This window comes from Pseudomonas bharatica CSV86, from assembly GCF_000319305.2.
In the GTDB taxonomy this organism is placed as follows: Bacteria; Pseudomonadota; Gammaproteobacteria; order Pseudomonadales; family Pseudomonadaceae; genus Aquipseudomonas; species Aquipseudomonas bharatica.
Genome location: NZ_AMWJ02000001.1, coordinates 621522 through 644125, shown reverse-complemented (window position 1 = coordinate 644125; position 22604 = coordinate 621522). Strand labels below are relative to the sequence as shown.

Sequence of the window (22604 nt, the reverse complement as noted above, 5' to 3'; positions counted from 1 at the left end):
AGGACCCGCCAACCGAAAAGCTCCCCAGGCTATCCATACCGCCCTGCCGAGCCCTCCAGCAGACTGAACAGGATCCTCACCCAGGGGCACAGAACCTATTGCCCTGGCGTGTTGCCCGTCTTCCGAAGTACCTACCAGTCAGCCCAAGGCGCCACCTTTTATATTGCGCTCGTTCACTGGCTGCCCTGTTCCAGGGGTTCTGCCGCATCCTGCCCGCCAAAGGCACGCGTCACTGGAACGTTTGAAACATATACGGCTCAAACTAGCCGTATCTCATGCAGGAACGTCCAAAACAATGATGACTCACAACGCTCATACCCAAGCGGCCATCCGCACCCTGTCCCAGGCCTTCGCGCCGCTGAACTGCATCATCCTTGCTTCGCGCAAGAACAGCTTCAGCTTTACCCTGGTCGATGAACACGGCATCGCCCAGCACAGCGAACGCCTCTACCCCGAGCAATACACCCGTGCCGAGCCGCTGCAGGCGGTGATCGACCGGACCCGTCAGGCGTTGATCGCCTGATGGACCACTCTCTCCAAAGCCCCTCATCCGAGGGGCTTTCGCTATCCGCCACACCCTCCCGCATTGCGCAAATATCCCCGCATTTTTAAGTACCGTTCGGCATATGGCTTATGAACAGATGCCGGAAACGATTTAAAAACAGCCCTTTACAGCCGGAATATGACACTACACTTCAACTCAAGCGGCCCTGTCCGCTTCCGGCGGGCCTGACTCCGACCCACCCTGCTGCCAAGCACCAGCGTCCCGCCGGCCACTTTTCTGTTCGAGGGCATCATGGGAATCGCCGCGAGCGAGTTGAGCCAATACGTGATCCGGCCGACGCTGATCTACCTGGATCGCCACAGCCCCTGCGCCGAAGCCCTGTTGCTGGGGATCGCCGCCAGCCAGTCGGCCCTTGGCGCCGCGCTTCACGATCGCCGCGGTCACGGCTTGTACCGCATCGCGGAAATACGTCACCAATCGGTCTGGGATCACTTTCTCGCACGCGATCCGGAACTGGCCAGCCTCGTCCGCGGTCTGGCTAGTCAGCATGCTTTTCTCAACGGCCCGCACCTGGAACTGACGGTGAACCTGCGTTATGCCACTGCCATAGCATGGATGCTGATCGAAGAGCAGGCGCCGCACCTGCCGGAACCCGACGACCTGCTCGGACTGGCCAAGGTCTGGCGTCAGATTTTCCAGCCGCAAGGCCGGCTGCGCGACTTCACCCAGGCCTGGCAGGCCTGCATCGCACCCGTGGAACGTCAGGCATGTTAGGAAAACACCTACAACACCAAACGGAATAAATGCCAATTTTGGTCGGATTGTCCTACAAAATGCGTCTATCTCCCGCGATAGGGGCTATAGCGCGCTCCGGAAAATGTTGGTAATTTGCGCCCCGGTGATCCCCTGGAGTTTCTAATAATGAAAAAAGTCACACTCATCAAAAGCACCCTCGCCATTGCGGTAACCCTGGCTTCCTCCCACCTGCTCGCCAGCGGTTTCGCACTCAACGAACAAAGTGTCAGCGGCATGGGCACCGGTTTCGCCGGTCGTTCTTCTACTGCCGATGATGCCAGCACCGTGTACGGCAACCCTGCCGGCATGTCCCGCCTGAAACGCGAACAAATCACTGTCGGCGGCGCTGCCGTGATCGCCAAGACCGACATCAAGGATGGCCGTGGCACCTTCGGCGGCAGCAACGACGGCGACATGGTTCCCGTGGTTGGCGTCCCGATGGGCTACTACGTCAAGCCGATCGACGATCACTGGAGCGTCGGTTTCGGCGTCTACGTGCCGTTCGGCCTGATCACCGACTACGAACACGGCTTCGCCGGCCGCTACTTCGGCAGCAAGTCGGAAGTCCAGGTGGTCACCTTCCAGCCGACCGTCAGCTACGCCTTCAACGACAAGGTCTCGATCGGTTTCGGCCCGACCATCAACCGCATCGACGGCGCCCTCGAGTCGGCCACGCTGAACACCGCAAGCCTGGGCCGCAACGACGGCAAGGTGAAGATCTCCGGCGACGACACCGCCGTCGGCTACAACATCGGCATCCTGGTCCAGGCGACCGACAGCACCCGCGTCGGCCTGACCTACCACTCGATGGTCGACTACAAGCTCAAGGGCGACACCAAGATCCAGGGCACCGGCTTCGGTCCGTTCAACGGCGCCAAGTTCGACGCTTCGCTGAACATCAAGACCCCGGAATCCGTGGACCTGTCCGTCACCCACGAGCTGGATGACCAATGGACCCTCTACGCGGGCAGCACCTGGACCCGCTGGAGCCGCCTGGAGGCCATCACCGTCAAGAACGACGGCGTACCGGCCCCTCTGCGCGCGAACCTGGGCACCATCAGCGAAGAGCAGAACTGGCACGACACCTGGGCCCACGCCATCGGCGCGTCCTACAAGCTGAACAAGGAATGGACCCTGCGCACCGGCTTCACCGTCGACCAGTCGCCGACCAACAACGTCAACCGCTCGCCACGCATCCCCACTGGCGATCGCAAGATCTTCAGCGTTGGTGCGGGCTGGTCTCCGACCGACGACATGACCATCGACGTGGCCTACTCCTACCTGTGGGAAGAGGACACCAAGGTCAATCTGCGTGATCCGAGCAAAGGGGCCTACAGCGCCAAGTACGAAAACAGTGCACACGGCCTGGGTGCGTCCCTGACCTACCGCTTCTGATTTCGCTGCTGGCTGCATGAAAAAACCGCCCTCGCTGGCGGTTTTTTCATTTCAGCTGGAGGCCCTGACCTTCCATTCGTCGCCCAGGCTCTCCTTGAGAAACGCCATGAAGGCACGGACCTTCGGCGTCATGGCAAACCGATCGGTGACACACAGGTAGATATCCATCGGCTCGGTCTGGGCATAGGCACGCCCGCCACCCTCCTCCTCGAACAGCGGGACCAGCTCGCCGCGCTGCAGCCAGGGACGGGCGACGAACTCGGCCAGCCGGGTGATGCCGCCATCATGGACCGCCATCTGTGCAAGTACGTCGATATCGTCGCTGATCAGCACATCGCCGAACTCGGCCTCGAAGCGCAGGCCGTCACGCACGAAGCCCCAACGCAGGAAGCGTCCATCCACCGGATAGCGAAACACCAGGCAACGGCGCTGCTTGAGTTCCTCGGGACTTTGCGGCCAGCCCTCACGTGCCAGGTAGCCAGGCGACGCACAGCAAATGAACGGCACCTGGGCGATATGTCGGGCCAGCAAGCCGTCTTCCAGTTGCGGGGTGATACGCAGGCTGACGTCCACCCCTTGCCGGGCATGATCGACCTTGGCATCACTCGTAAGCATTTCGATTGAAAGATGGGGATACAGCGCACTGAACTGCGGGATCAACCGCGCCAGCACATGACGCCCGAAAGCCGAGCTGGTGGCGATGCACAAGCGCCCGCGTGGCTCGCTGTCGGTTGCCGTGACCGCCAGTTGCGCTTCTTCCAGGTCACGCTCGATCAACCGCACCTTGTCGTAGTAGAGGCTACCGCTGGGGGTCAACACCATGCTGCGGGTGGTACGCGATATCAGGCGCACCTGCAGATGAGCCTCCAGGCGGGCGATATTCTGGCTTACCGCCGCCGCACTCAGGCCGAGGCTGCGTGCGCCGCCGGCGATGCTGCCAGCCTCGACCACCTTGATGAAACTCTTGATCAGGCCCAGCAGGTTCACTCGGCGATCTCCACAAGATTCGTAAGTTTTCCTTTATAAAGACCAAACCCCTGCCCGTCTACTTGCCTGCAAGGCGCCTTGCTAACCTGCGTCGATCCAAACACAAGCCCGCAGGAAACAGCATGCAATCAAGGACCACCAGCCGCATTCGCCCCCGCAAGCTTGGCGCCCGCGCCACGCCCTATGTTTTCGCCCTGTATATGTCGTCGATCATGGCGATGCTCATGTGCTTCGTCATCACCGCAGCCAACAGCGGCATTGACCAGCATTACCTGGGCAACGTGCTCAGGGCCTACCAACTCGCCATGCCGGTAGCCTTCGCTTGCGTGCTGGTAGTGCGCCCGATCGTGGTCAGGCTGGTGGCCCTGACCGTGCACTCGGGCAACTAGCTGTTCACGGCTTGGAGGCGATGGCCTGTTCGATGGCAGCCCTGAATTTCGGATCGTCCGGCTTGGTCAGGCTGGAGAAACTCTCGACCACCCGGCCCTGGCGGTCGATCACGTATTTGTAGAAGTTCCACTTGGGCGCAGCGCTCTGGCTGGCCAGCTCGCGGAACAATGGGATCGCGCCGTCGCCACGCACCTTTTGCGCCTCGGCCATGGTGAAGGTCACACCGTAGTTGGCGTAGCAGACCTTGGCGGTCTTCTCGCTGTCGGCGTCTTCCTGCTTGAAGTCGTTGGACGGCACACCCAGCATTTCCAGGCCCTTGCCGTGATACGCCTTGTACACCGCTTCCAGCCCTTCGAACTGCGGGACGAAGCCGCAATAACTGGCGGTATTCACCACCACCAGCGGCTTGCCGCCGAACTGCTGGCACAGATCGATGGTTTCCTTGGACCGCAGCTTGGGCAGGTCGCCCTGGAGCAGGGCCGGGCAACCGTCGGCCAGGGCGAAGCCACTAATGCCCAGGGCCAGGGCGGCAATCAACAGGCGTGCTTGCATGACGATTCTCCATTCGCTGTACGAACGCTCAGAGTACGCCTAACAAACGCCCATGCCCAATTGCATCAGCGCCAGCCCGCCGCGCTGCCAGCCCCACCAGGCCAGGCCCAGCAACAGGATTGCCAGGCCCAGCCCGATCAGCCAGACACGCAACAGGCTCACGCCGATGCAGCCTGCAAACGCGCTACCGGGCGCTCGCGTACCGGCCAGTTGAGGGCACCGGCCAGCAGGCTGAGCAGGATGGAGATATGCCAGACCAGCTCGTAGTTGCCGGTCTGGTCGTACACCACGCCGCCCAGCCAGCCGCCGAGGAAGGCGCCCAGTTGATGGAAGAGAAAGACGATCCCGCCCAGCATCGACAAGTTGCGCACACCGAACAGAGTGGCCACGGTGCCGTTGGTCAGCGGCACGGTGGACAACCACAACAGCCCCATGGCGATACCGAACAGATAGGCACTGAACTGGGTCACCGGCGCCCACAGGAACAGCACAATCACCACCGCCCGCAACAGGTACAGCGCGGTCAGCAGGCGCGGCTTGGACATGCGTCCGCCAAGCCAGCCGGCGGTATAGGTGCCAACGATATTGAACAGCCCGACCAGGGCCAGCACCGTGGTGCCGGTGGTCGCCGGCAAATGCTGGTCAACCAGGTAGGCCGGCAGGTGCACGCCGATGAAGACCACCTGGAAACCGCACACGAAGAAACCCAGCGCCAGTAGCCAGAAACCACTGTGCGAGCAGGCTTCGCGCAGCGCTTCACCGAGGGTCTGCTCGTGTCCCTGGGCCGCCACCGGACGGTCCTTGAGCATGCCCACCAGCGGCACGATAAAGGCCACCATCAGGCCCAGCACCAGCAAGGCCACGGACCAGCCCAGCCAGTTGATCAGGCCGAGGGTACCGGGAAGCATGGCGAACTGGCCGAAGGAACCGGCGGCGCTGGCGATGCCCATGGCCAGGCTGCGTTTCTCCGCCGGCACCGCGCGCCCGACCACGCCGAGAATCACCGAGAACGAGGTGCCGGACAGGCCGATCCCGATCAGCAGGCCGGCACTCAGGGACAGCGACACCGGCGAATCCGACAAGCCCATCAGCACCAGGCCGGCTGCGTAGAGAATGCCGCCGATTATTACTACCTTCGCGGCCCCCAGGCGATCGGCCAGGGCCCCGGCAAACGGCTGGGCCAGCCCCCACACCAGGTTCTGCAGGGCGATGGCGAAGGCAAACACGCCGCGGCCCCAGCCGAACTCGGCACTCATCGGCGCCAGGAACAGGCCGAAGCCGTGCCGCACGCCCAGCGACAGCGCCAGGATCAGGGCCGCCCCCAGTAATACCCAGCCGCTGGTACGCCATACGGATGTCATTGTTCTTCTCTCCTGTTTGCGCAAGGTTGCGGGTATATACCCGCTTCAGGTCGTGAAAAAGCTCAGGCCAATTGTTTCAGCAGGCGGATCAGTTCATCGCGCTGGTCCGTTCCCAATGTTTGTACCAGGCCCTCCTGGGCTTTCTCCCAGGCCGGTTCGGCACTGCGCAGACGCTCGGTGCCCTCGGCAGTCAACAGCACCACGCGATTGCGCAGGTCGCTGCCTTCGGCCAGGGCCACCAGGCCTTCGCTCTCCAGCACCTTGAGGTTGCGGCCCAGGGTGCTGCGGTCCAGCCCCATGGCTTCGGCCAGGGTCGAGATACTCGGCTTGTCCAGGCGTTGCAGGTGCCGCAGCAGGGAAAACTGGGCGACATTGATGCCGAAGCCTTCGAGGGCCTCGTCGTAATGCCGGCTCACCCCACGGGCAGCGCGACGCAAATGGGTGCAGATGCAGATACTGGTCAACATGAATGCGTGTATATACCCGCATCAGCGGCGACGCAAGGAAAAGTTACGAAACATTGCAAGCAAGGGTCACAACCACGGCCAGTTCAAGCAGTTCCAGCAAGGCGCCAGCGGTATCGCCGGTGGTGCCGCCAAGACGCCGCAGCATGGGGCGACGCAGCGCGAAGAAGGCCACGGCCGCCACCAGCAGCGGCAGCCAGCCCCCCAGCAGCAGACAGCCCACGGCACTGACGCCGAGGACCCACAAGGCGGTTTTGTGCGGCAGATGATCCTTCAGGGCCTGCCCCAGCCCACCCCGACGCACATAGGGCGTACTCAGGAACAACGCCAGCATCGCTGCCCGGCCGACCACCGGCGCCAGGATCAGCAACGCACCCTGCCCGCCCTCGACCAGCGCCAGCAAGGCACAGAATTTCAGCAGCAGGACCAGCACCAGGGTAACCACGGCAATCGGCCCGCTGCGCGGGTCCTTCATGATGGCCAGGGTGCGCTCGCGATCGCCGAAGCCGCCGAGCCAGGCATCGGCGCTGTCGGCCAGGCCGTCCAGGTGCAGGCCGCCACTGAGGATGACCCAGGCGCTCAGCAGCAGTGCCGCATGGAGCAGTGGCTGGGTACCTTGCAGCAAGGCGTCCAAGGCCCAGAGCAGGACGCCGAACAGCAGGCCGACCAGCGGATAGAACAGCAACGAGCGGCCGTTCTGCTCGGGGGTCGGCATACCCGGCAGCGTGACGGGCAGGCTGCTGAGAAATTGCAGGGCGATCCAGAATGGCAGCATGGCCGATCTCTCCAAGACATACATGATTGGTTCGGCTTGCCTAACCCACTGTGGGAGCTGGCTTGCCAGCGATTAGGCCCGACCTGACAACGTCATTGACCCTGCCGGCCTCATCGCTGGCAAGCCAGCTCCCACAGGGTCCTTCACATGATTTCGAATAATTCGTTACCAGTTCCGACGCGCAACCGATGCAACGCCCCATGCCCCACCTGCACCTGCAGCAACTGCTCCCTCGGCAACCCTCGGGCCCGGGCCAGCAACAGGCGCATCACGCCGCCATGGGTCACCAGCAACACCCGTTCGCCAGCATAGGTGGTTTGCAAACGCGCCAGGCTGGCCAGCACGCGCTCGGAGAAGTCAGTCACCGGCTCGCCACCCGGTGGCGTGAAGGCGTAAGGATCCGCCCAGAATTTGCCGAGCGCCGCCTCATGATCTTCCATCAGTTGCAGCGCCGTACGCCCTTCCCATTCGCCGAAATGCAATTCTCGCATCCCCGGTTCCAGCACCAGCGGTAAGGCAAGCTCCCCGGCCAGGCGCTCGGCGAACCGCGCACAGCGCTGCAACGGCGAACTGACCAGCCGATCCCACGGCCCGCCACCTGCCACTGCCGCCTGCATCTGCGCCCAGCCCTGTTCGGTCAAGGCATCGTCGAGACTGCCGCGAAAGCCGCTACCCAGCTCGGTCTCGCCGTGACGCAAGAGGTCGAGGATCATGCCGGCCGATCCGCCACCGCCGCTTCGGCGAAGGTCGCCATCTGTCCATGCAGGTCACAGGCCAGGCGCAGCAGCGGCACCGCCAGCGCCGCACCGCTGCCCTCGCCCAGACGCAGGCCGAGCTCCAGCAACGGCTCGCCGTCCAGCTCGGCCAGCACCCGACGATGACCCGGCTCGGCACCACGGTGACCAAAGAACAACCAGGCCCGGCACGACGGATTCAAGCGCACCGCCAGCAATGCCGCCACGGTGCAGATAAAGCCGTCCACCAGCACCGCGACACCTTCCTGGGCACAGGCCAGATAGGCGCCCGCGAGTGCAGCGATTTCCAGCCCGCCGACATGCAGCAATGCCTGCCACGGGTCGCCGGCGATCCCGTCATGCTTGCGCAGGGCCGCCTTGATCACCTGGGCCTTGTGGCGCACGCCGGCCGCATCCAGCCCGGTCCCGGGGCCGCTGAGCTCGACCGCCGCACAGCCGAGCAAGGCGCACGCCAGCGCGCTGGCTGCCGTGGTGTTGCCGATGCCCATCTCGCCACCGATAAACAACCGCGCCCCGGCCTGCACCGCACGCAAGGCGCTGTCACGACCGCCCTGCAAGGCACGCTCGCCCTGCTCTACGGTCATGGCCGGGCCGCGGGCGAAATTCGCCGTTCCCGGCGCAATCCGCAGATGCCGCACCCCGGGCAGGTCCAGGTCGAGGTTTACCGTGCCCAGGTCCACCACCTCCAGGCGCGCATCCAGCTGGCGAGCGAGCACGCTGATCGCCGCGCCGCCACTGACGAAGTTGAGCAGCATCTGCCCGGTGACTTCCTGCGGATAGGCGGAGATACCCTCGGCAACCACGCCATGGTCACCGGCAAAGATGCTGATCCACACTTGGTCCAGCGTTGGCTTGAGCTGCCCCTGCAACGCTGCCAGCTCAACCGCCACCTGCTCCAGCCGCCCCAGAGAGCCGGCCGGCTTGGTCAGTTGCTGCTGGCGCGCGAGGGCCTCGGCGCGTATCTGTTCGTCCGGCGCGCGGCATGGATCGAGCCACCAGGCGTGGGTCATGATTGGGTTCCTTTGAGATAGAGCGGCAGGCCGGCGACGGTGAGGATCACCCGCTGGCAACGTTCGGCGACAGACTGGTGCAACCAGCCGGCCTCATCGACATAGCGCCGGGTCAGTTCACCCAGGGGCACCACGCCCAGGCCGGTTTCGTTGCTGACCAGGATGATTTCCCCCGGCAGCTGGTCCAGGCATTCGAGCAGCGCATCGCGCTCGGCCGCCAGGCGCGCGGGGTCTTCGAGCATCAGCAGGTTGGTCAGCCACAGGGTCAGGCAGTCCACCAGCAGGCAGCGGTCGGCGGCGGCATGGGCGCGCAATACCGAAGCCAGGGCCAGTGGCTCTTCGATCAGCGCCCATTCGGCGGGGCGCCGCTCGCGGTGCAGTTGCACCCGGGCATTCATTTCACCGTCGAGGGGTTCGCTGGTGGCGATATAGGTCACCGCCAGGCCGCTGGCCTGGGCACGTTGTTCGGCCAGGCGGCTTTTGCCCGAACGGGCGCCACCGAGAATCAGGTTGAGCATGTCAGTCGAGCCCGCAGAGTTGACGAAGGTGCGCCGGGTCCAGGTGCTGGTCAACCAGGTCGGCAAGGCGCTCGATATCCCGCTCGCGCAGGGCGTGGTAGTCGATGCGCTCGACCTGTTCGAGCCCGGCCCAGCGCAACAGCGCGGCACAGGAGTCGGGGGATTCGAACAGGCCATGGAGATAAGTGGCGAGGATCTGGCCGTCGGCGCTGATGGCGCCGTCGTCGCGACCGTCGGCCAGCTTCACCGCCGGACGCTCCAATGCCGGCCCCTCGGTGACGCCGGCATGGATCTCGTAGCCGCTGATCGCCGCCTGTTCCAGGGTCAGCCTGCCACTGACATTGCGCAGCTGCTTGTGCGCCTCCAGCACCGTCGAGTAGTCCAGCAGTGCCAACCCCGGGCTGCTCCCTGCGGGCCCTTCCAGCCCCAGCGGATCATGCACCTCATGGCCGAGCATCTGCAGGCCGCCACAGATTCCCACCAGCTTGCCGCCATAGCGCAGGTGACGGGCAATCGCCTGTTCCCAGCCGCGCTCGCGCAATTGCGCCAGATCGCCGCGCACGCTTTTCGAGCCGGGCAGGATGATCAGATCGGCCGGCGGAATCGCCTCGCCCGGGCCGATGAATTGCAGGTCCACCTGGGGATGCAGGCGCAGCGGGTCGAAGTCGGTGTGGTTGCTGATCCGCGGCAGCACCGGAACGATCACCTTGAGTACCTGCGCAGCCTTGGCGCCCTGGCGGCGGTCGAGACCATCCTCGGCCTCCAGGTGCAGGTCCATCACGTAGGGCAGCACGCCCAGTACCGGCTTGCCGGTGCGCTCTTCCAGCCAGTCGAGGCCAGGCTGGAGCAAGGCGATGTCACCGCGGAAGCGGTTGATGACGAACCCCTTGACCCGCGCCTGCTCGCTCGGCGACAGCAGTTCCAGGGTACCGACCAGATGGGCGAAAACCCCGCCGCGATTGATATCGGCAACCAGGATCACCGGGCAATCCACCGCCTCGGCAAAGCCCATGTTGGCGATATCGCCGGCACGCAGGTTGATCTCGGCCGGCGAGCCGGCACCTTCCACCATCACCACGGGATACGCGGCACTCAGGCGCTGGTGCGAAGCGAGCACCGCCTGCATGGCGATGGCCTTGTAGTCGTGATAGGCCACCGCATTCATGCTGGTGACCGCGCGGCCATGGACGATGACCTGCGCCCCGGTGTCGCTGTTGGGCTTGAGCAGCACCGGGTTCATGTCGGTATGCGGCTCCAGCCCGCAGGCCTGGGCCTGCACCGCCTGGGCCCGACCGATCTCGCCGCCGTCTGCGGTGACCGCGCTGTTGAGCGCCATGTTCTGCGGCTTGAACGGCACCACGCCGACGCCCTGGCGTTTCAGCCAGCGGCACAGCGCAGTGACCAGGGTACTTTTGCCGGCATCGGAGGTGGTGCCCTGCACCATCAGGGTGGTCATGGCTGTTCCTTGCGGTAGGCGGCCAGCGCAGCGGCCAGGCGTTGCCAGTCGGCTTCGTCGGCAGGCAGGCCGAAGCGCAGGCCCGGAGGGTGGTCGAACAGGCGCAGGAGAATGCCGCGCCGGGCCATGAAATCGTGGAACAGGGCCGCCTGGTCGTGGCGCAGGTACTGGAACAGGTCACAGCCACCGGCGGGCGCCAGGCCGGCGGACGCCAGCAAGGCGGCGAGACGGGCGCTGGCGGTGGCGCAGCGTTCGGTCTGCACGCGCTGGCTTTCACTGTCGGCGAAGCTCGCCTGCCCGAGGACCCGGGTTGGCCCGCTGATCGACCAGGGGCCCAGCTCTTCCGCCAGGGCGCGCAACAGCGCCGTTTCGGCCAGCACGAAACCGAGGCGCACCCCGGCCAGGCCGAAGAACTTGCCGAACGAACGCAGCACGATCAGCCCCGGTCGCTGGCTGAACGCAGCAATACTGTGGGCCGGGGTGTTGTCCATGAAGGCTTCGTCCACCAGCAGCCAGCCACCCCGCCGGGCCAGGCGCTCATGCCAGCCAAGCAGGGTTTCCGGGCCGAACAGACGTCCGGTGGGGTTGTTCGGGTTGACCAGCACCAGCACGTCGAGATCATCCAGCCGCGCCTCTACCTGATCTTCGCTCAGCTCCGACAGATGATGCCCGGCCCGGCGCCAGGCAGCGGCATGCTCGGCATAGCACGGCGAAACCACACCGACGTTGCCTCGCGCCCGCAAGCGCGGCAGGGCCTGGATCGCCGCCTGGGAACCGGCCACCGGCAGCAGTGTGCTGACGCCGTAGTAGGCAGCGGCGGCCTGCTCCAGACCATCATCGGTCTCCGGCAGGCGTGCCCAGGCGCGCAATGGAATTTCGGGAACCGGGAAGGCCCAGGGCGCGATGCCGCTGGACAGGTCCAGCCAGTCCTCGCGGGGGATGCCGTAGTGTTCGATCGCCCGCAGCAGGCGGCCACCGTGTTCAAGCATAGAATTCCGCTCCCAGGCACAGCAGCAGCAACCACAGCCACACGCCCTTGCAGACCAGTTGCCAGCCGCGCTCGATGGCGCCGGCGTCCGCTGGCGGGCCTTCGCCGAGTTGCGGGCGTTCGTGCAGCTCGCCGTGATAGACCGCCGAACCACCCAGTTCGACACCCAGCGCACCGGCGCCGGAAGCCATCACCGGCCCCGCATTGGGGCTGTCCCACTTCGGGCCCTGCTGGCGCCAGCACTTCAGCGCCAGACGGGTTTTGCCGAGCAGCGCGTAGGTCAGCGCCACCAGCCGCGCCGGCACATAGTTGAGGACATCGTCGATCCGCGCCGCCGCCCAGCCGAAGCGTTCGAAACGCTCGTTGCGGTAACCCCACATGGCGTCCAGGGTGTTGCTCAGGCGATAGAGCACCACGCCCGGCGCGCCGGCGATGACGAACCAGAACAGCGCGGCGAATACCGCATCGCTGCCGTTCTCCAGCACCGATTCGGTGGCAGCGCGGGCCACGGCGGTCTCATCGAGTTCGGCGGTTTCCCGGCTGACCAGGTAGCCGACCCGCTTGCGCGCCTCGTCCAGGTCGCCGCCGCGCAGGGCATCGGCCACCGGCTGCACATGCTCGCCAAGGCTGCGCAGGCCAAGGGTGCAGTACAGCGCGAGAATCTCCACCAGCCAGCCGATATAAGGCAACCAGGACAGCGCGGTCGCCAGCAGGGTCAACGGAATCACCGCAAGGAACCAGGCCGTGACACCATGACTGCGCCAGCCGCGCCCACCGGAATTGAAGCGTTGCTCCAGGCGCCCGGCGAAACGGCCGAAGGCCACCAGCGGATGCCAGCGCCGCGGCTCGCCCAGCAGCGCATCCAACGCTACCCCGGCCACGGTCAGCAAGGCCACACTCATTCGGCTTCTCCCCATTGGTTTTCAAACAGCATGTCGGCCAGCGGCCGGGGCGTGGTCCAGCCTTCCAGCGCGAGCATCGGCGCCGGATAGAACTCATGGACCGGGCCGAGGCAGAGTATCGCCAGCGGCTTGGCCCCGGCGGGCATGTGCAACAGGTCGGCCAAGGCCTGCGGATCGAACAGCGACACCCAGCCCATGCCCAGGCCTTCGGCGCGGGCGGCCAGCCAGAGATTCTGGATCGCGCAGGACAGCGAGGCCAGGTCCATCTCCGGCAGGGTGCGGCGGCCAAAGATATGTGCCTCGCGCTTGTCCATCAGCGCCGCCACCAGCAGTTCGGCGCAATCGTTGATGCCCTCCACCTTGAGTTGCATGAACTCGTCGGAGCGCTGGCCGAGGGCCTCGGCGGTGCGCAGGCGCTCGTCCTCGACCAGGGCCTGGATACGCTGGCGCAACTCGCGCTGGGTGATGCGGATAAAACGCCAGGGCTGCATCAGGCCGACGCTGGGTGCCTGGTGCGCCGCCTCGAGCAGGCGCGCAAGCAGCTCCGGCGCCACCTCGCCACCACTGAAATGACGCATATCGCGACGTTCGCCAATGGCCCGGTAGATGGCCGCACGCTCGGCCTCGCTGTAGGTGTGCTCGTTCATGGCGCCAGCAGCGCCGCCAGCGCAGCGGGATTGGACGGAAAGTAGAAATGCACATAGGAGGCCGTCAGCCGGCCGATGCGGTACACCGCTTCCGCGCCGCGCCCGCCATTGGGGCTCTGGCCCCGGGCGATGGGCTCCAGCGCGGTGCTGGTTAGGGAATGGTGATAGGTATGGCCGCGCAGCGTGCCTTCCGGCAATTCCACGCTCTGCAATGCCAGGGCGGCAAGGCGCTTCTGCATGTTCGCCTCGCCCGGCAAGAGGCCGGCCAGCTCGGCCCGTTCGCCGGCGACGTCGGTCAGGGCTTCGAGCAAATAGAGCATGCCACCGCATTCGGCCAGCAGCGGCTTGCCGGCCTGGTGATGGGCACGGATCGCCGCCAGCATCGGTGCATTGGCGGCCAGGGCATGGTGATGCAGTTCCGGGTAGCCGCCCGGCAGGTAAAGGCTCTCGGCGTCCGGCAGTTCATCATCATGGATCGGTGAGAAGAAGCGCAGCTCGGCGCCCATCTCCCGCAGCAGGTCGAGGCTGGCGCCATAGGTGAAGGCAAAGGCTTCGTCACGGGCCACGGCAATGCGCACGCCTTCCAGCATGGGTTCGATGTGCCGGGGAGCGGGCTGCTCGAAGGCCACGGGCGGCGGTAAGGAGGACTGGCAACTATCGCCCAGGGCCTTGGCGGCAGCGTCGAGGCGCAGGTCGAGGTCGGTCAGTTCGCTGGCCTGGACCAGGCCGAGGTGGCGACTCGGCAACTCGATCCCGGTTTCCCGGGACAGGCCGCCGTACCAGCGCAAGCCTTCGGTCAGGCTGCCTTCGAGCAGTTGTGCGTGGCGCAGCGAGCCAACGCGGTTGGCGAGCACGCCGGCAAAGGGCAGGTCAGGCTGATAACGGGCCAGGCCCAGCGCCAGGGCACCAAAGGTCTGGGCCATGGCGGTACCGTCGATCACCGCCAGTACCGGCACGCCGAAGTGACGGGCGAGGTCGGCGCTGGACGGCGTGCCGTCGAACAACCCCATCACCCCTTCGATCAGGATCAGGTCGGCCTCGCCTGCCGCTTCCCAGAGCAGGCGCCGGCTTTCCTCGGCACCGACCATCCACAGGTCGAGCTGGTACACCGGGGCGCCGCTGGCCCGTTCGAGGATCATCGGGTCGAGGAAGTCCGGGCCGCACTTGAACACACGGACCTTGCGCCCCTGGTTGCGATGCAGGCGGGCCAGGGCGGCAGTGACGGTGGTCTTGCCCTGGCCGGAAGCCGGCGCGGCGATCAGCACCGCCGGGCAATGCCGGGTGTCGCTCATAGTTCGACGCCCTTCTGCGCGCGAATGCCGGCCTGGAACGCGTGCTTGACCATGCCCATCTCGGTGACCGTATCGGCCAGCTCGATCATTTCGTCCTTGGCGCCGCGACCGGTAACGATCACATGCTGCATCGGCGGGCGGGCCTGGAGGTCGGCGAGCACGCTGTCGAGGTCGAGGTAGCCGTGCTTGAGGGCGATATTCAGTTCATCGAGCACGACGAAACCGATCTGCGGGTCGCGCAACAGTTGTCGGGAGACGTCCCAGGCGGCCTCGGCAGCGGCGATATCGCGCTGGCGGTCCTGGGTTTCCCAGGTGAAACCTTCACCCATGACGTGATAGCGCACCTGCTCGGGAAAGCGCCGGAAGAACAGTTCCTCGCCGGTGGCATTGCGGCCCTTGATGAACTGCACCACGCCGCATTGCATTCCGTGGCCCATTGCCCGGGCGAGCATGCCGAAGGCCGAGCTGCTCTTGCCCTTGCCGTTGCCACTGAGCACCAGCAGCAGGCCGCATTCGTTGGGGGCATTGGCGATACGCTCGTCGATCACCGCCTTCTTGCGCTGCATGCGCGCCAGGTGGCGTTGGTCACGTTCGGGGGATTCGCTCATCGGGGGTCTCCGCGGGCCACTGACGCCAAGCGGCGACAGCTGAGGGGATGGGGGCACGGAGGGACGCGCTGGCACCGGGCGCAAGGGCCCGGAGAACCGCGCACCACCCGCCGTGGTGCCGTTGACTGTTTGCAGGCCGGTCTCCGGGCTCACGAGCGGATCGCCGGGCGATCCTGACCGGGCGCCTTCCCGGGTTCGAACACCCAGTGGCCATGCGCGGTCTTGACTCGATTTACCGTTGCGGGGGCAGCGCCGGAGTCGCACCGGCTTCCCTGTTTCACCCGGTCGACCTTGCAGTCACAGGGCACCTGAAACACGTCGCGAAGGTTAGAGGGTTGGGCCCGGAGCGTCAATTGGAGACACCCATCACATTGCGACCAACGGCGCAACTTTCACGTTGTGCCACACTCCAAGCCAGTGATATCACATTGCCATGATTTTTCGCTGTAGCTGTAGCTCGTACAACAATGACCAAGGAGAGCAGCATGCAAGGCCTGATCATCAATAACCCCCGCCTGGAGTTCCTGCGTCCGGCACTTGAACGCTGGGGCGAATGCATCGAACGTTTCAACCAGACCCTGGGCGACAACGAAGGTCCGTACTGGCAAGGGATGCAAGGCAATCTGGGACTGTTCTCGGCGGCGCTCTGGCAGGCCGAGCTGGTGAGCTTGCAGGGTTACCAGAGCAAGAAACAGCGGGATGAAGGCGACCGCGGCGCGCACTGCGACCTGCTGATCGCCAGCAAGGATGAATCCGCCTACCTGCACGCCCAGCAGCGCTGGCCCAAGGTCGGACGCCTCGACCTGGACGGGGCGCTGCAGGAGACGGCCACCCAGGCCAGGGCCATCGCCTATCCGAGCCAATTGAAGATCGCGGCGCTGTTCGTCAGCCCGAGCAAGCTAGGGCAGCATGCCAGTCCGGAGGAGTTGCAGGACCTGGTGGACGATCTGCAAAAGCACACCGCCTGTGCGATTGCCTGGTGCTTTCCGTATGGGTATCGCAAGTTGCATGACGAGGTGGGGCAGTACTATCCGGGGGTGGCGTTGCTCCTGAAGCAGGCCTGAAATCCTTTGGGCTGCTTTGAAGCGGTCCCCGGTAATTGAACCTCCCTGCATGATTCAATCTCTGACTTCTTAGGATCTTCCCAAGGAGTCAGACCATGCCCACCCTGCGCCTCGCCATCCTGCTGGCCATCACCACCGGCCTGACCGCCTGCGGCGAATCCGCCCGCCTCCAGGTCACGGATGGCAGCGGCCCTTCGCCGCAATTGCCGGAGCCGAACAAGACCCTGATCCCCACGGTGAACATCGCTCCGGCGGTGGGCTGGCCCGATGGCAGCACGCCCAAGGCAGCCCAGGGTACGCGGGTGGCTGCGTTCGCCGATGGCCTGGACCATCCGCGCTGGCTGCATGTCCTGCCCAACGGCGACGTCCTGGTGGCGGAAACCAACGCGCCGGAGAAGCCCGAGGACAGCAAGGGTATCCGCGGCTGGGTGATGAAGAAGGTCATGGCCAAGGCCGGCGCCGGGGTACCCAGCGCCAACCGCATCACCCTGCTGCGCGATGCCGACAAGGACGGCGTGGCAGAAACCCGCACGGTATTCCTCAAGGACCTCAATTCGCCCTTCGGCATGGCCCTGGTCGGCAATGACCTGTACGTTGCCGATACCGACCGCCTGCTGCGCTTCAAGTACCAGGAGGGCGCCACCTCGCTGAATGGCACCGGCGAGCCGGTCACCGAGTTGCCGGGCGGGCCGCTGAACCACCACTGGACCAAGAACGTGATCGCCAGCAAGGACGGCAGCAAGCTCTACGTCACCGTCGGCTCCAACAGCAACGTGGCCGAGAACGGCATGGACAAGGAAGAAGGACGTGCGGCGATCTGGGAAGTGGACCCGGCCACCGGCCAGCACCGGATCTTCGCTTCCGGCCTGCGCAACCCCAACGGCCTGGCCTGGGAGCCGCACAGCGGACAGCTATGGACCGCCGTGAACGAACGCGACGAGATCGGCAGCGACCTGGTACCCGACTACATCACCTCGGTGCAGGACGGGGCCTTTTATGGCTGGCCCTACAGCTATTACGGCCAGCACGTGGATGTGCGGGTAGACCCGCAGGACGCCAACCTGGTGGCCAAGGCCATCGCCCCCGACTATGCGGTCGGCCCGCATACCGCCTCGCTGGGCCTGGCCTTCGCCGAGGCCGGGGCACTGCCGGCGCCGTTCGACCAGGGTGCGTTCATCGGCCAGCATGGCTCGTGGAACCGCAAGCCGCACAGCGGGTACAAGGTGCTGTTCGTGCCGTTCAATAGCGAAGGCAAACCTGCGGGTAAACCGGTGGACCTGCTGACGGGCTTCTTGAACGAAGATGGCAAGGCCATGGGCAGGCCGGTGGGCGTGGTCACTGACCAGAGGGGTGGAGTGCTGGTGGCCGACGATGTGGGGAATGTGGTTTGGCGGGTGAGCAGGGCTCAGTAATGGAGGTTGTCTGTACTGGCCCTATCGCTGGCAAGCCAGCTCCCACAGTGACCGCGTACCCTGTGGGAGCTGGCTTGCCAGCGATGAGGCCATCAGCCCCACCAAGAACCTACGGGTTGTGCGCCAGATGTGCAGGCGCCATCAACACCCGCTTCGCATTCAGGTAAGACTTCTGCCAGTAGTTGTTCGACAGATAGTCCAGCCGCACCGTCCCACCGGTCGACGGAGCATGCACGAAGCGCCCTTCCCCGACGTAGATGCCAGCGTGGTTCACCTGGCTCGCACCGTTCGTCGCAAAGAACACCACATCCCCCGATTGCAGCGCATTACGCTGAACGTCCGGGGCACGCATGACGATCATCTCGCGAGTCGAACGTGGCAGGGAAATACCTGCCGCATCGCGGTAGACATAACCGATCAGGCCACTGCAATCGAAGCCGGAATCCGGCGTGTTGCCGCCCCAGCGATAGGGCGTGCCGACCAGGCCAAGCGCGCGGAAAAGCACGTCCTCAGCGGCTGGCGAGTAGCTGATCTGGGCAGGAACATAGGCCGGCTGGACCACCGGGGGCGGGGTCGGAGCCTGGCTGGAGCAGGCACCGAGCAGTGCTGCCAAGGACAATACCGCTGAACGCGCCATCATCGTCTTCATCAGAACATCCTGTCTGAAGGAGCCCGGCGCGGGGCCGGAATAAGTGGTGAGAAATCAGATTAGACGTTTTCTGTAAACACGCACGGCGACTAGCTTTTCAGCATAGTCGCCGTGTGTCTGACACCGCTGCGAATCGCTTAGTTGCGCGAAAGTGTCGTGGTCGCTGCCGGCGGCGCCAAGGCCAGGGCGCGCTTGGCCTCGATGAAGGTCTTGCTCCAGTAGCGATCACCCAGGCTGTCGATCCGCACACCACCGCTGCGGCGGCTGCTGGAATGGATGAACTGGTTGTCGCCCAGGTAGATGCCGGCATGGCTGACGCGCCCGCGACCGTTGGTGCTGAAGAACAGCAGGTCACCGGGCTTGAGGTTGTTGCGCGAGACCAGCGGAGCATCGACGTTGATCATCTCGCGGGTCGAACGCGGCAGGGTCATGCCGGCTTCCTCGCGGAACAGGTAACCGATAAAGCCGCTGCAATCGAAGCCCGATTGCTCGGAGGTGCCACCGAAGCGGTAGCGGGTACCGATCAGCGACATGCCGCGCTCGAGGATGCTGTCGGCCAGGGCGGGCAGCTGGTAGGACTTGCTGCTGGAGAATTGTTCCAGATCCTGCTCGGTAGCCAGCTCTTCCTCGAAGACGGAAGCCTCGACTGAGGACTTGGTAGCGGACTTGGCGGAAACGGAGAAGTGATCCTGCTGTTGCGGGGCCGGGCTATGAGCCGCGCAGCCAAACAGCAGCGTCACGAGTGCGAGGGGCACGAGGGGTGCGAAGCGATTCAGCATGGGCACGACCGTGTCTTGAATTTGATGAAGCCGCGACTATGCCTTCTATCGATTCGATTTGCAAATTCAATCGAAAAAAATGTGACTTTTATGTGCGGCAGGTCAAGGACGCGGTTTACCAGCCCAACGTTTCCTTCAGGAAGGGGATGGTGAGCTTGCGTTTTTCCTGCAGGGAAGCCTGGTCCAGTCGCTCCAGCAGATCGAACAGCGCACTCATGCTGCGAGTACCGCGGGTAAGGATGAAATGCCCGACTTCATCGGTCATGTGCAGGCCACGGCGAGAAGCGCGCAGTTGCAGGGCGCGCAGTTTGTCTTCGTCGGACAGGGCGCGCATCTGGAAGATCAGGGCCATGGTCAGGCGCGACTTGAGGTCGGGCAGCTTGATCGGCAACTCCCGCGGCGAGGCGGACGCCGCCAGCAACAGGCGCCGGCCACTGTCGCGCAGGCGGTTGAAGAGATGGAACATGGCCTCTTCCCACTCCGGCTTGCCGGCGATCACATGCAGGTCATCGAGGCACACCAGCTCGTACTGCTCCAGATGATCCAGCAGTTCGACACCACGATCGAGCAGTTGCGCCAGCGGCAGGTAGACGGCGGGCTCGCCCAGTTGCTCGAAACGCAGGCAGGCGGCCTGCAACAGATGAGTGCGCCCTACCCCCTGCTTGCCCCACAGGTAGATCAGGCTCTCGGTCCAGCCGGCGTCGGCTTCGCAGAGTCGCTCGACGTAGCCCAATGCTGCGGCGTTGGCACCCGGATAGTAGTTGATGAAGGTGGCGTCATCGCGCAGACGCACACCCAGGGGCAACTGGATCGGTTTCATGCTGGCTGGGCGGTCGCGAGGAACCGCAAAGGGCCCTTGGTAAAAGTTTGCAAAGTCTATACCTGCGCCGTCGGTCGCACAATGAGCGAAGAAAATCAAAGGCTTGCAAGAGCAGCCTAGAGATGCGGATCGATCTCCTCGCCATACATGTCCGACTTCTTATAGAAGTCATGCATATGACGCAGCAGCACCATGATCACCGCCGCTGCCGGCAGGGCCAGCAGCACCCCGGTAAAGCCGAACAGCTCGCCACCGGCAAGAATGGCGAAGATAACCGCCACCGGATGCAGGCCGATGCGGTCGCCGACCAGCAGCGGAGTCAGGACCATACCCTCCAGCGCCTGGCCGACCATGAACACGGCCACGATACCCAGCAGCGGATAGGGATCGACACCGAACTGGAACAGCCCGGCGACCATCGCCGCGCCGATCCCGATGATGAAGCCCATGTAGGGTACGATCGCCGCCAGCCCGGCCAGCAGGCCGATCAGCAGGCCCAGCTCCAGCCCCACCAGCATCAACCCCGAGGCGTAGATCACGCCCAGGGCAAGCATCACCAGCAACTGGCCGCGAACGAAGGCACCGAGCACCTCGTGGCATTCCCCGCCAGCTCCACCACCTGCGGCTCGCGCTGGCGCGGCAGCAGGCTGCGCAGCCTGGCCATCATCAGGTCCCAGTCGCGCAACAGGTAGAAACCCACCACCGGGATCAGCACCAGGTTGGCCAGCCAGCCGACCAGCGCCAGGCCGGAAGCGGTGACCTGGGACAGCACCACGCCGACGATATCGGTGGTCTGGCCCATATGGGCGCTGATGGCGGCCTTGACCTTGTCGAATTTCCAGAAACCGTCGGCCAGGCCCAGCTTGACCTGGACCCAGGGCAGCGCCACATGCTGCAGCCAGTCGAGCATCTGCGGCGCGACTTCGTACAAACGCACCAGTTGCTTGGCCAGCATCGGAATCAGCACCAGCAGCATCGCCAACAGGACCAGGCTGAACAAGGCGAAGACCACCGCCACCCCGGCGGTACGCGACAAGCCCACGCGTTCCAGGCGATCCACCAGCGGATCGCCCAGGTAGGCCAGGAGAATCCCGACCAGGAACGGCGAAAGGATGCCGTGCAGAAGATAGAGAAGAATGCCTAGCGCCAGCAGGGCGATAGGCCACATCCAGCGGCGCAGGTCGATCATCGCGACGGCTCCTTACCAGCGGAAACGCAGGCCGGTGAACGGGGCCGGTGCTGGTGCCGGTTGCGCACCTGGCCCGGCGGGCGTCGCAGTTGCCGGTGCAGCCACCTGTGCAGCATCGGCTGGCACTTCCTGCAGTTTCGCCAGCCCCAGCTGGGCCCGCAATTGGTCGCTGCTGCCGGTGGCCTTCCAGGTCATGACATCGCCCTGCACCTCGATGACCCGACCACCGAACGGTTCGAGCACCCGGCCCAGCTCAGCGTAGCGCTCCAGGTTCATGCCCTGGACCTGGACCTGCTGCTCGCTGCTGGCCCCCGGCCTGGCCACGAAACGCGGCGCCAGGCGCTGGCTCACCGCGAGCATCACGGCATCGGCCACGGCCGCCTGGTCTGCGCCCTCGACCTTGCCCTGTTCACGCTGCTCGCCCAGCCACAGGCGCCAGGTGCCATTCCACTTGCCATCGGCTTCGCTGGCATGCACCGCCAGCAGCGCGTCGGCAGCGTAGCGCCCGGAAGCGGCCTGCAGCGGCGAAGGGTCAGTACCTTCGAGATTCTTCGGCGTGGCGACCAGTTGTTCTTCCAGGTCGCCCAGTGGCAGGCGCAGCGGCAGGCCACGGTGCTGGGCGGCCCGGCGCAGCACTTCGGCATTGCTCTGGCCATCGCCGACCAGGCTGGAGCCCTCGGTGCTGTCGTTCAACCACCAGCCGAGGATCGCCGGACGGTTGCTGCCCCACAGGGCCAGCCCGGCCTTGCGCAGGGCACGCTCGGTGCTGCCGGGGTCGAAGTCCACCAGCAGGGTTTCGGGCGGACCGGCCTCGGTGCCGAACTGGCTGATGATCTGCTGCGGGTCCTTGCGCAATTCGGCAAGCCCGGGATTCTGCGGCGCCTTGGGATCGCCGGTCAGGCGCAGGACCAAGGTGTCCAGCGCCGCCTGGGTGGCCTGGGCGCGCGCGTCGGCGCCCTGCCCGGCCAGCGGCTCGCGCACCTGGTACAGCCCGGAGACGCTTTCGGCCTGGGCCGCCACGGCGAACAGGGCAACGCAGCAACCGAACAGATATGAACGCAAAGGCATGAAGGATTCCTGTCCAGATATAGAAAGAAGCGAAGTCCAGCGTGAAGCCAAGACCCTCGCCACAGCGCAAAATTCACTGGGTGGGCGCTGTTTCACCTCCTATACCTTATACAGGCCGCGACAAGGCAACCACCCGCCCGCGGTGATTCATGTTTTTTCCTTATATTCAGGCCCTGCCCGTCGGCCTGAGGATGGCCGCTGCCGGGCAACCCTGATAAAATCG

The 22604-nt window shown here is 65.0% G+C and carries 25 protein-coding genes, 1 pseudogene and 1 riboswitch; of the genes and pseudogenes, 6 read left to right on the top strand and 20 right to left on the bottom strand.

Annotated features, from left to right (window positions below; genetic code table 11):
• Positions 1-298: 298 nt before the first annotated feature.
• The 3 genes from CSV86_RS03005 to CSV86_RS02995 all read left to right on the top strand — a co-directional run bounded on the left by CSV86_RS03005 (position 299) and on the right by CSV86_RS02995 (position 2695).
• Entirely contained in the window at positions 299-523 is a 225-nt protein-coding gene (locus CSV86_RS03005) for a hypothetical protein (RefSeq protein ID WP_037062346.1), read from the top strand.
• Positions 524-796: 273 nt separating this feature from the next.
• The gene (locus CSV86_RS03000) at positions 797-1279 is read left to right on the top strand and encodes a hypothetical protein (RefSeq protein ID WP_009407423.1); all 483 of its coding nucleotides are present in this window, start codon (positions 797-799) and stop codon (positions 1277-1279) included.
• Positions 1280-1426: 147 nt separating this feature from the next.
• Positions 1427-2695, top strand: coding sequence for an OmpP1/FadL family transporter (locus tag CSV86_RS02995; RefSeq protein WP_009407421.1), 1269 nt, complete (start codon positions 1427-1429; stop codon positions 2693-2695).
• 51 nt (positions 2696-2746) lie between these two features.
• On the opposite strand, the gene CSV86_RS02990 is transcribed toward CSV86_RS02995, so the two are convergent.
• Positions 2747-3682 carry a LysR family transcriptional regulator gene (locus tag CSV86_RS02990; RefSeq protein ID WP_009407419.1) on the bottom strand — a complete coding sequence of 312 codons (936 nt, stop codon included), beginning with the start codon at positions 3680-3682 and terminating at the stop codon, positions 2747-2749.
• A gap of 122 nt (positions 3683-3804) precedes the next feature.
• On the opposite strand from CSV86_RS02990, the gene CSV86_RS02985 reads away from it, so the two are divergent.
• Positions 3805-4071, top strand: a complete 267-nt coding sequence (locus CSV86_RS02985) for a DUF2798 domain-containing protein (RefSeq protein WP_009407418.1) — start codon at positions 3805-3807, stop codon at positions 4069-4071.
• A 4-nt stretch (positions 4072-4075) separates the two neighbouring features.
• Here the strand turns inward: CSV86_RS02985 and CSV86_RS02980 are convergent, their stop codons facing one another.
• The 14 genes from CSV86_RS02980 to cobO form a co-directional block, all read right to left on the bottom strand.
• Positions 4076-4624 (bottom strand): glutathione peroxidase, encoded by a 549-nt coding sequence (locus CSV86_RS02980; protein WP_009407417.1) that lies wholly within the window; start codon positions 4622-4624, stop codon positions 4076-4078.
• A 39-nt stretch (positions 4625-4663) separates the two neighbouring features.
• The gene (locus CSV86_RS32660) at positions 4664-4786 is read right to left on the bottom strand and encodes a hypothetical protein (RefSeq protein WP_009407416.1); all 123 of its coding nucleotides are present in this window, start codon (positions 4784-4786) and stop codon (positions 4664-4666) included.
• On the bottom strand, positions 4783-5985 hold the full coding sequence (locus CSV86_RS02975) for an MFS transporter (protein WP_009407415.1): 1203 nt from the start codon (positions 5983-5985) through the stop codon (positions 4783-4785). The genes CSV86_RS32660 and CSV86_RS02975 overlap by 4 nt, the downstream gene beginning before the upstream one ends.
• A gap of 62 nt (positions 5986-6047) precedes the next feature.
• Complete coding sequence (locus CSV86_RS02970; RefSeq protein ID WP_009407414.1) at positions 6048-6452, bottom strand: MarR family winged helix-turn-helix transcriptional regulator; 405 nt, start codon at positions 6450-6452, stop codon at positions 6048-6050.
• Positions 6453-6495: 43 nt separating this feature from the next.
• Positions 6496-7224 carry an adenosylcobinamide-GDP ribazoletransferase gene (locus tag CSV86_RS02965; protein WP_009407413.1) on the bottom strand — a complete coding sequence of 243 codons (729 nt, stop codon included), beginning with the start codon at positions 7222-7224 and terminating at the stop codon, positions 6496-6498.
• Positions 7225-7367: 143 nt separating this feature from the next.
• Positions 7368-7937 carry an alpha-ribazole phosphatase family protein gene (cobC, locus tag CSV86_RS02960; protein ID WP_009407411.1) on the bottom strand — a complete coding sequence of 190 codons (570 nt, stop codon included), beginning with the start codon at positions 7935-7937 and terminating at the stop codon, positions 7368-7370.
• Entirely contained in the window at positions 7934-8989 is a 1056-nt protein-coding gene (gene cobT, locus CSV86_RS02955) for a nicotinate-nucleotide--dimethylbenzimidazole phosphoribosyltransferase (RefSeq protein ID WP_009407409.1), read from the bottom strand. The genes cobC and cobT overlap by 4 nt, the downstream gene beginning before the upstream one ends.
• The gene (cobU, locus tag CSV86_RS02950) at positions 8986-9507 is read right to left on the bottom strand and encodes a bifunctional adenosylcobinamide kinase/adenosylcobinamide-phosphate guanylyltransferase (RefSeq protein WP_009407407.1); all 522 of its coding nucleotides are present in this window, start codon (positions 9505-9507) and stop codon (positions 8986-8988) included. The genes cobT and cobU overlap by 4 nt, the downstream gene beginning before the upstream one ends.
• A gap of 1 nt (position 9508) precedes the next feature.
• Positions 9509-10963: a cobyric acid synthase gene (locus CSV86_RS02945; protein ID WP_009407405.1), complete on the bottom strand. Its 1455-nt coding sequence runs from the start codon at positions 10961-10963 to the stop codon at positions 9509-9511.
• The gene (cobD, locus tag CSV86_RS02940; protein ID WP_009407403.1) at positions 10960-11952 is read right to left on the bottom strand and encodes a threonine-phosphate decarboxylase CobD; all 993 of its coding nucleotides are present in this window, start codon (positions 11950-11952) and stop codon (positions 10960-10962) included. The genes CSV86_RS02945 and cobD overlap by 4 nt, the downstream gene beginning before the upstream one ends.
• Positions 11945-12853, bottom strand: coding sequence for an adenosylcobinamide-phosphate synthase CbiB (gene cbiB / locus CSV86_RS02935; RefSeq protein ID WP_009407401.1), 909 nt, complete (start codon positions 12851-12853; stop codon positions 11945-11947). Before cbiB ends, cobD begins: the two co-directional genes overlap by 8 nt.
• The gene (bluB, locus tag CSV86_RS02930) at positions 12850-13500 is read right to left on the bottom strand and encodes a 5,6-dimethylbenzimidazole synthase (RefSeq protein WP_009407398.1); all 651 of its coding nucleotides are present in this window, start codon (positions 13498-13500) and stop codon (positions 12850-12852) included. The genes cbiB and bluB overlap by 4 nt, the downstream gene beginning before the upstream one ends.
• Positions 13497-14792 carry a cobyrinic acid a,c-diamide synthase CobB gene (locus CSV86_RS02925; RefSeq protein WP_009407396.1) on the bottom strand — a complete coding sequence of 432 codons (1296 nt, stop codon included), beginning with the start codon at positions 14790-14792 and terminating at the stop codon, positions 13497-13499. Before CSV86_RS02925 ends, bluB begins: the two co-directional genes overlap by 4 nt.
• A complete protein-coding gene (gene cobO / locus CSV86_RS02920; protein ID WP_009407394.1) occupies positions 14789-15400 on the bottom strand; it encodes a cob(I)yrinic acid a,c-diamide adenosyltransferase in 612 nt (203 codons plus the stop codon). The genes CSV86_RS02925 and cobO overlap by 4 nt, the downstream gene beginning before the upstream one ends.
• 117 nt (positions 15401-15517) lie before the next feature.
• Positions 15518-15727: riboswitch (cobalamin riboswitch) on the bottom strand.
• Positions 15728-15885: 158 nt separating this feature from the next.
• On the opposite strand from cobO, the gene CSV86_RS02915 reads away from it, so the two are divergent.
• Positions 15886-16464 (top strand): hypothetical protein, encoded by a 579-nt coding sequence (locus CSV86_RS02915; RefSeq protein ID WP_009407392.1) that lies wholly within the window; start codon positions 15886-15888, stop codon positions 16462-16464.
• Positions 16465-16559: 95 nt separating this feature from the next.
• Positions 16560-17876, top strand: a complete 1317-nt coding sequence (locus tag CSV86_RS02910; RefSeq protein ID WP_009407391.1) for a PQQ-dependent sugar dehydrogenase — start codon at positions 16560-16562, stop codon at positions 17874-17876.
• Between the two features lie 109 nt (positions 17877-17985).
• Here CSV86_RS02910 and CSV86_RS02905 read toward each other — a convergent pair whose 3' ends face one another.
• From CSV86_RS02905 to CSV86_RS02885, 5 genes and pseudogenes are all read right to left on the bottom strand, one after another.
• On the bottom strand, positions 17986-18525 hold the full coding sequence (locus tag CSV86_RS02905; RefSeq protein WP_009407389.1) for a C40 family peptidase: 540 nt from the start codon (positions 18523-18525) through the stop codon (positions 17986-17988).
• A 137-nt stretch (positions 18526-18662) separates the two neighbouring features.
• Positions 18663-19304, bottom strand: a complete 642-nt coding sequence (locus tag CSV86_RS02900) for a C40 family peptidase (RefSeq protein ID WP_009407387.1) — start codon at positions 19302-19304, stop codon at positions 18663-18665.
• A gap of 115 nt (positions 19305-19419) precedes the next feature.
• Entirely contained in the window at positions 19420-20124 is a 705-nt protein-coding gene (gene hda / locus CSV86_RS02895) for a DnaA regulatory inactivator Hda (RefSeq protein WP_009407385.1), read from the bottom strand.
• A 116-nt stretch (positions 20125-20240) separates the two neighbouring features.
• Positions 20241-21313 (bottom strand): annotated as a pseudogene (locus CSV86_RS02890) (AI-2E family transporter).
• A 12-nt stretch (positions 21314-21325) separates the two neighbouring features.
• Complete coding sequence (locus CSV86_RS02885) at positions 21326-22381, bottom strand: DUF2066 domain-containing protein (RefSeq protein ID WP_009407381.1); 1056 nt, start codon at positions 22379-22381, stop codon at positions 21326-21328.
• Between the last annotated feature and the right edge of the window lie 223 nt (positions 22382-22604).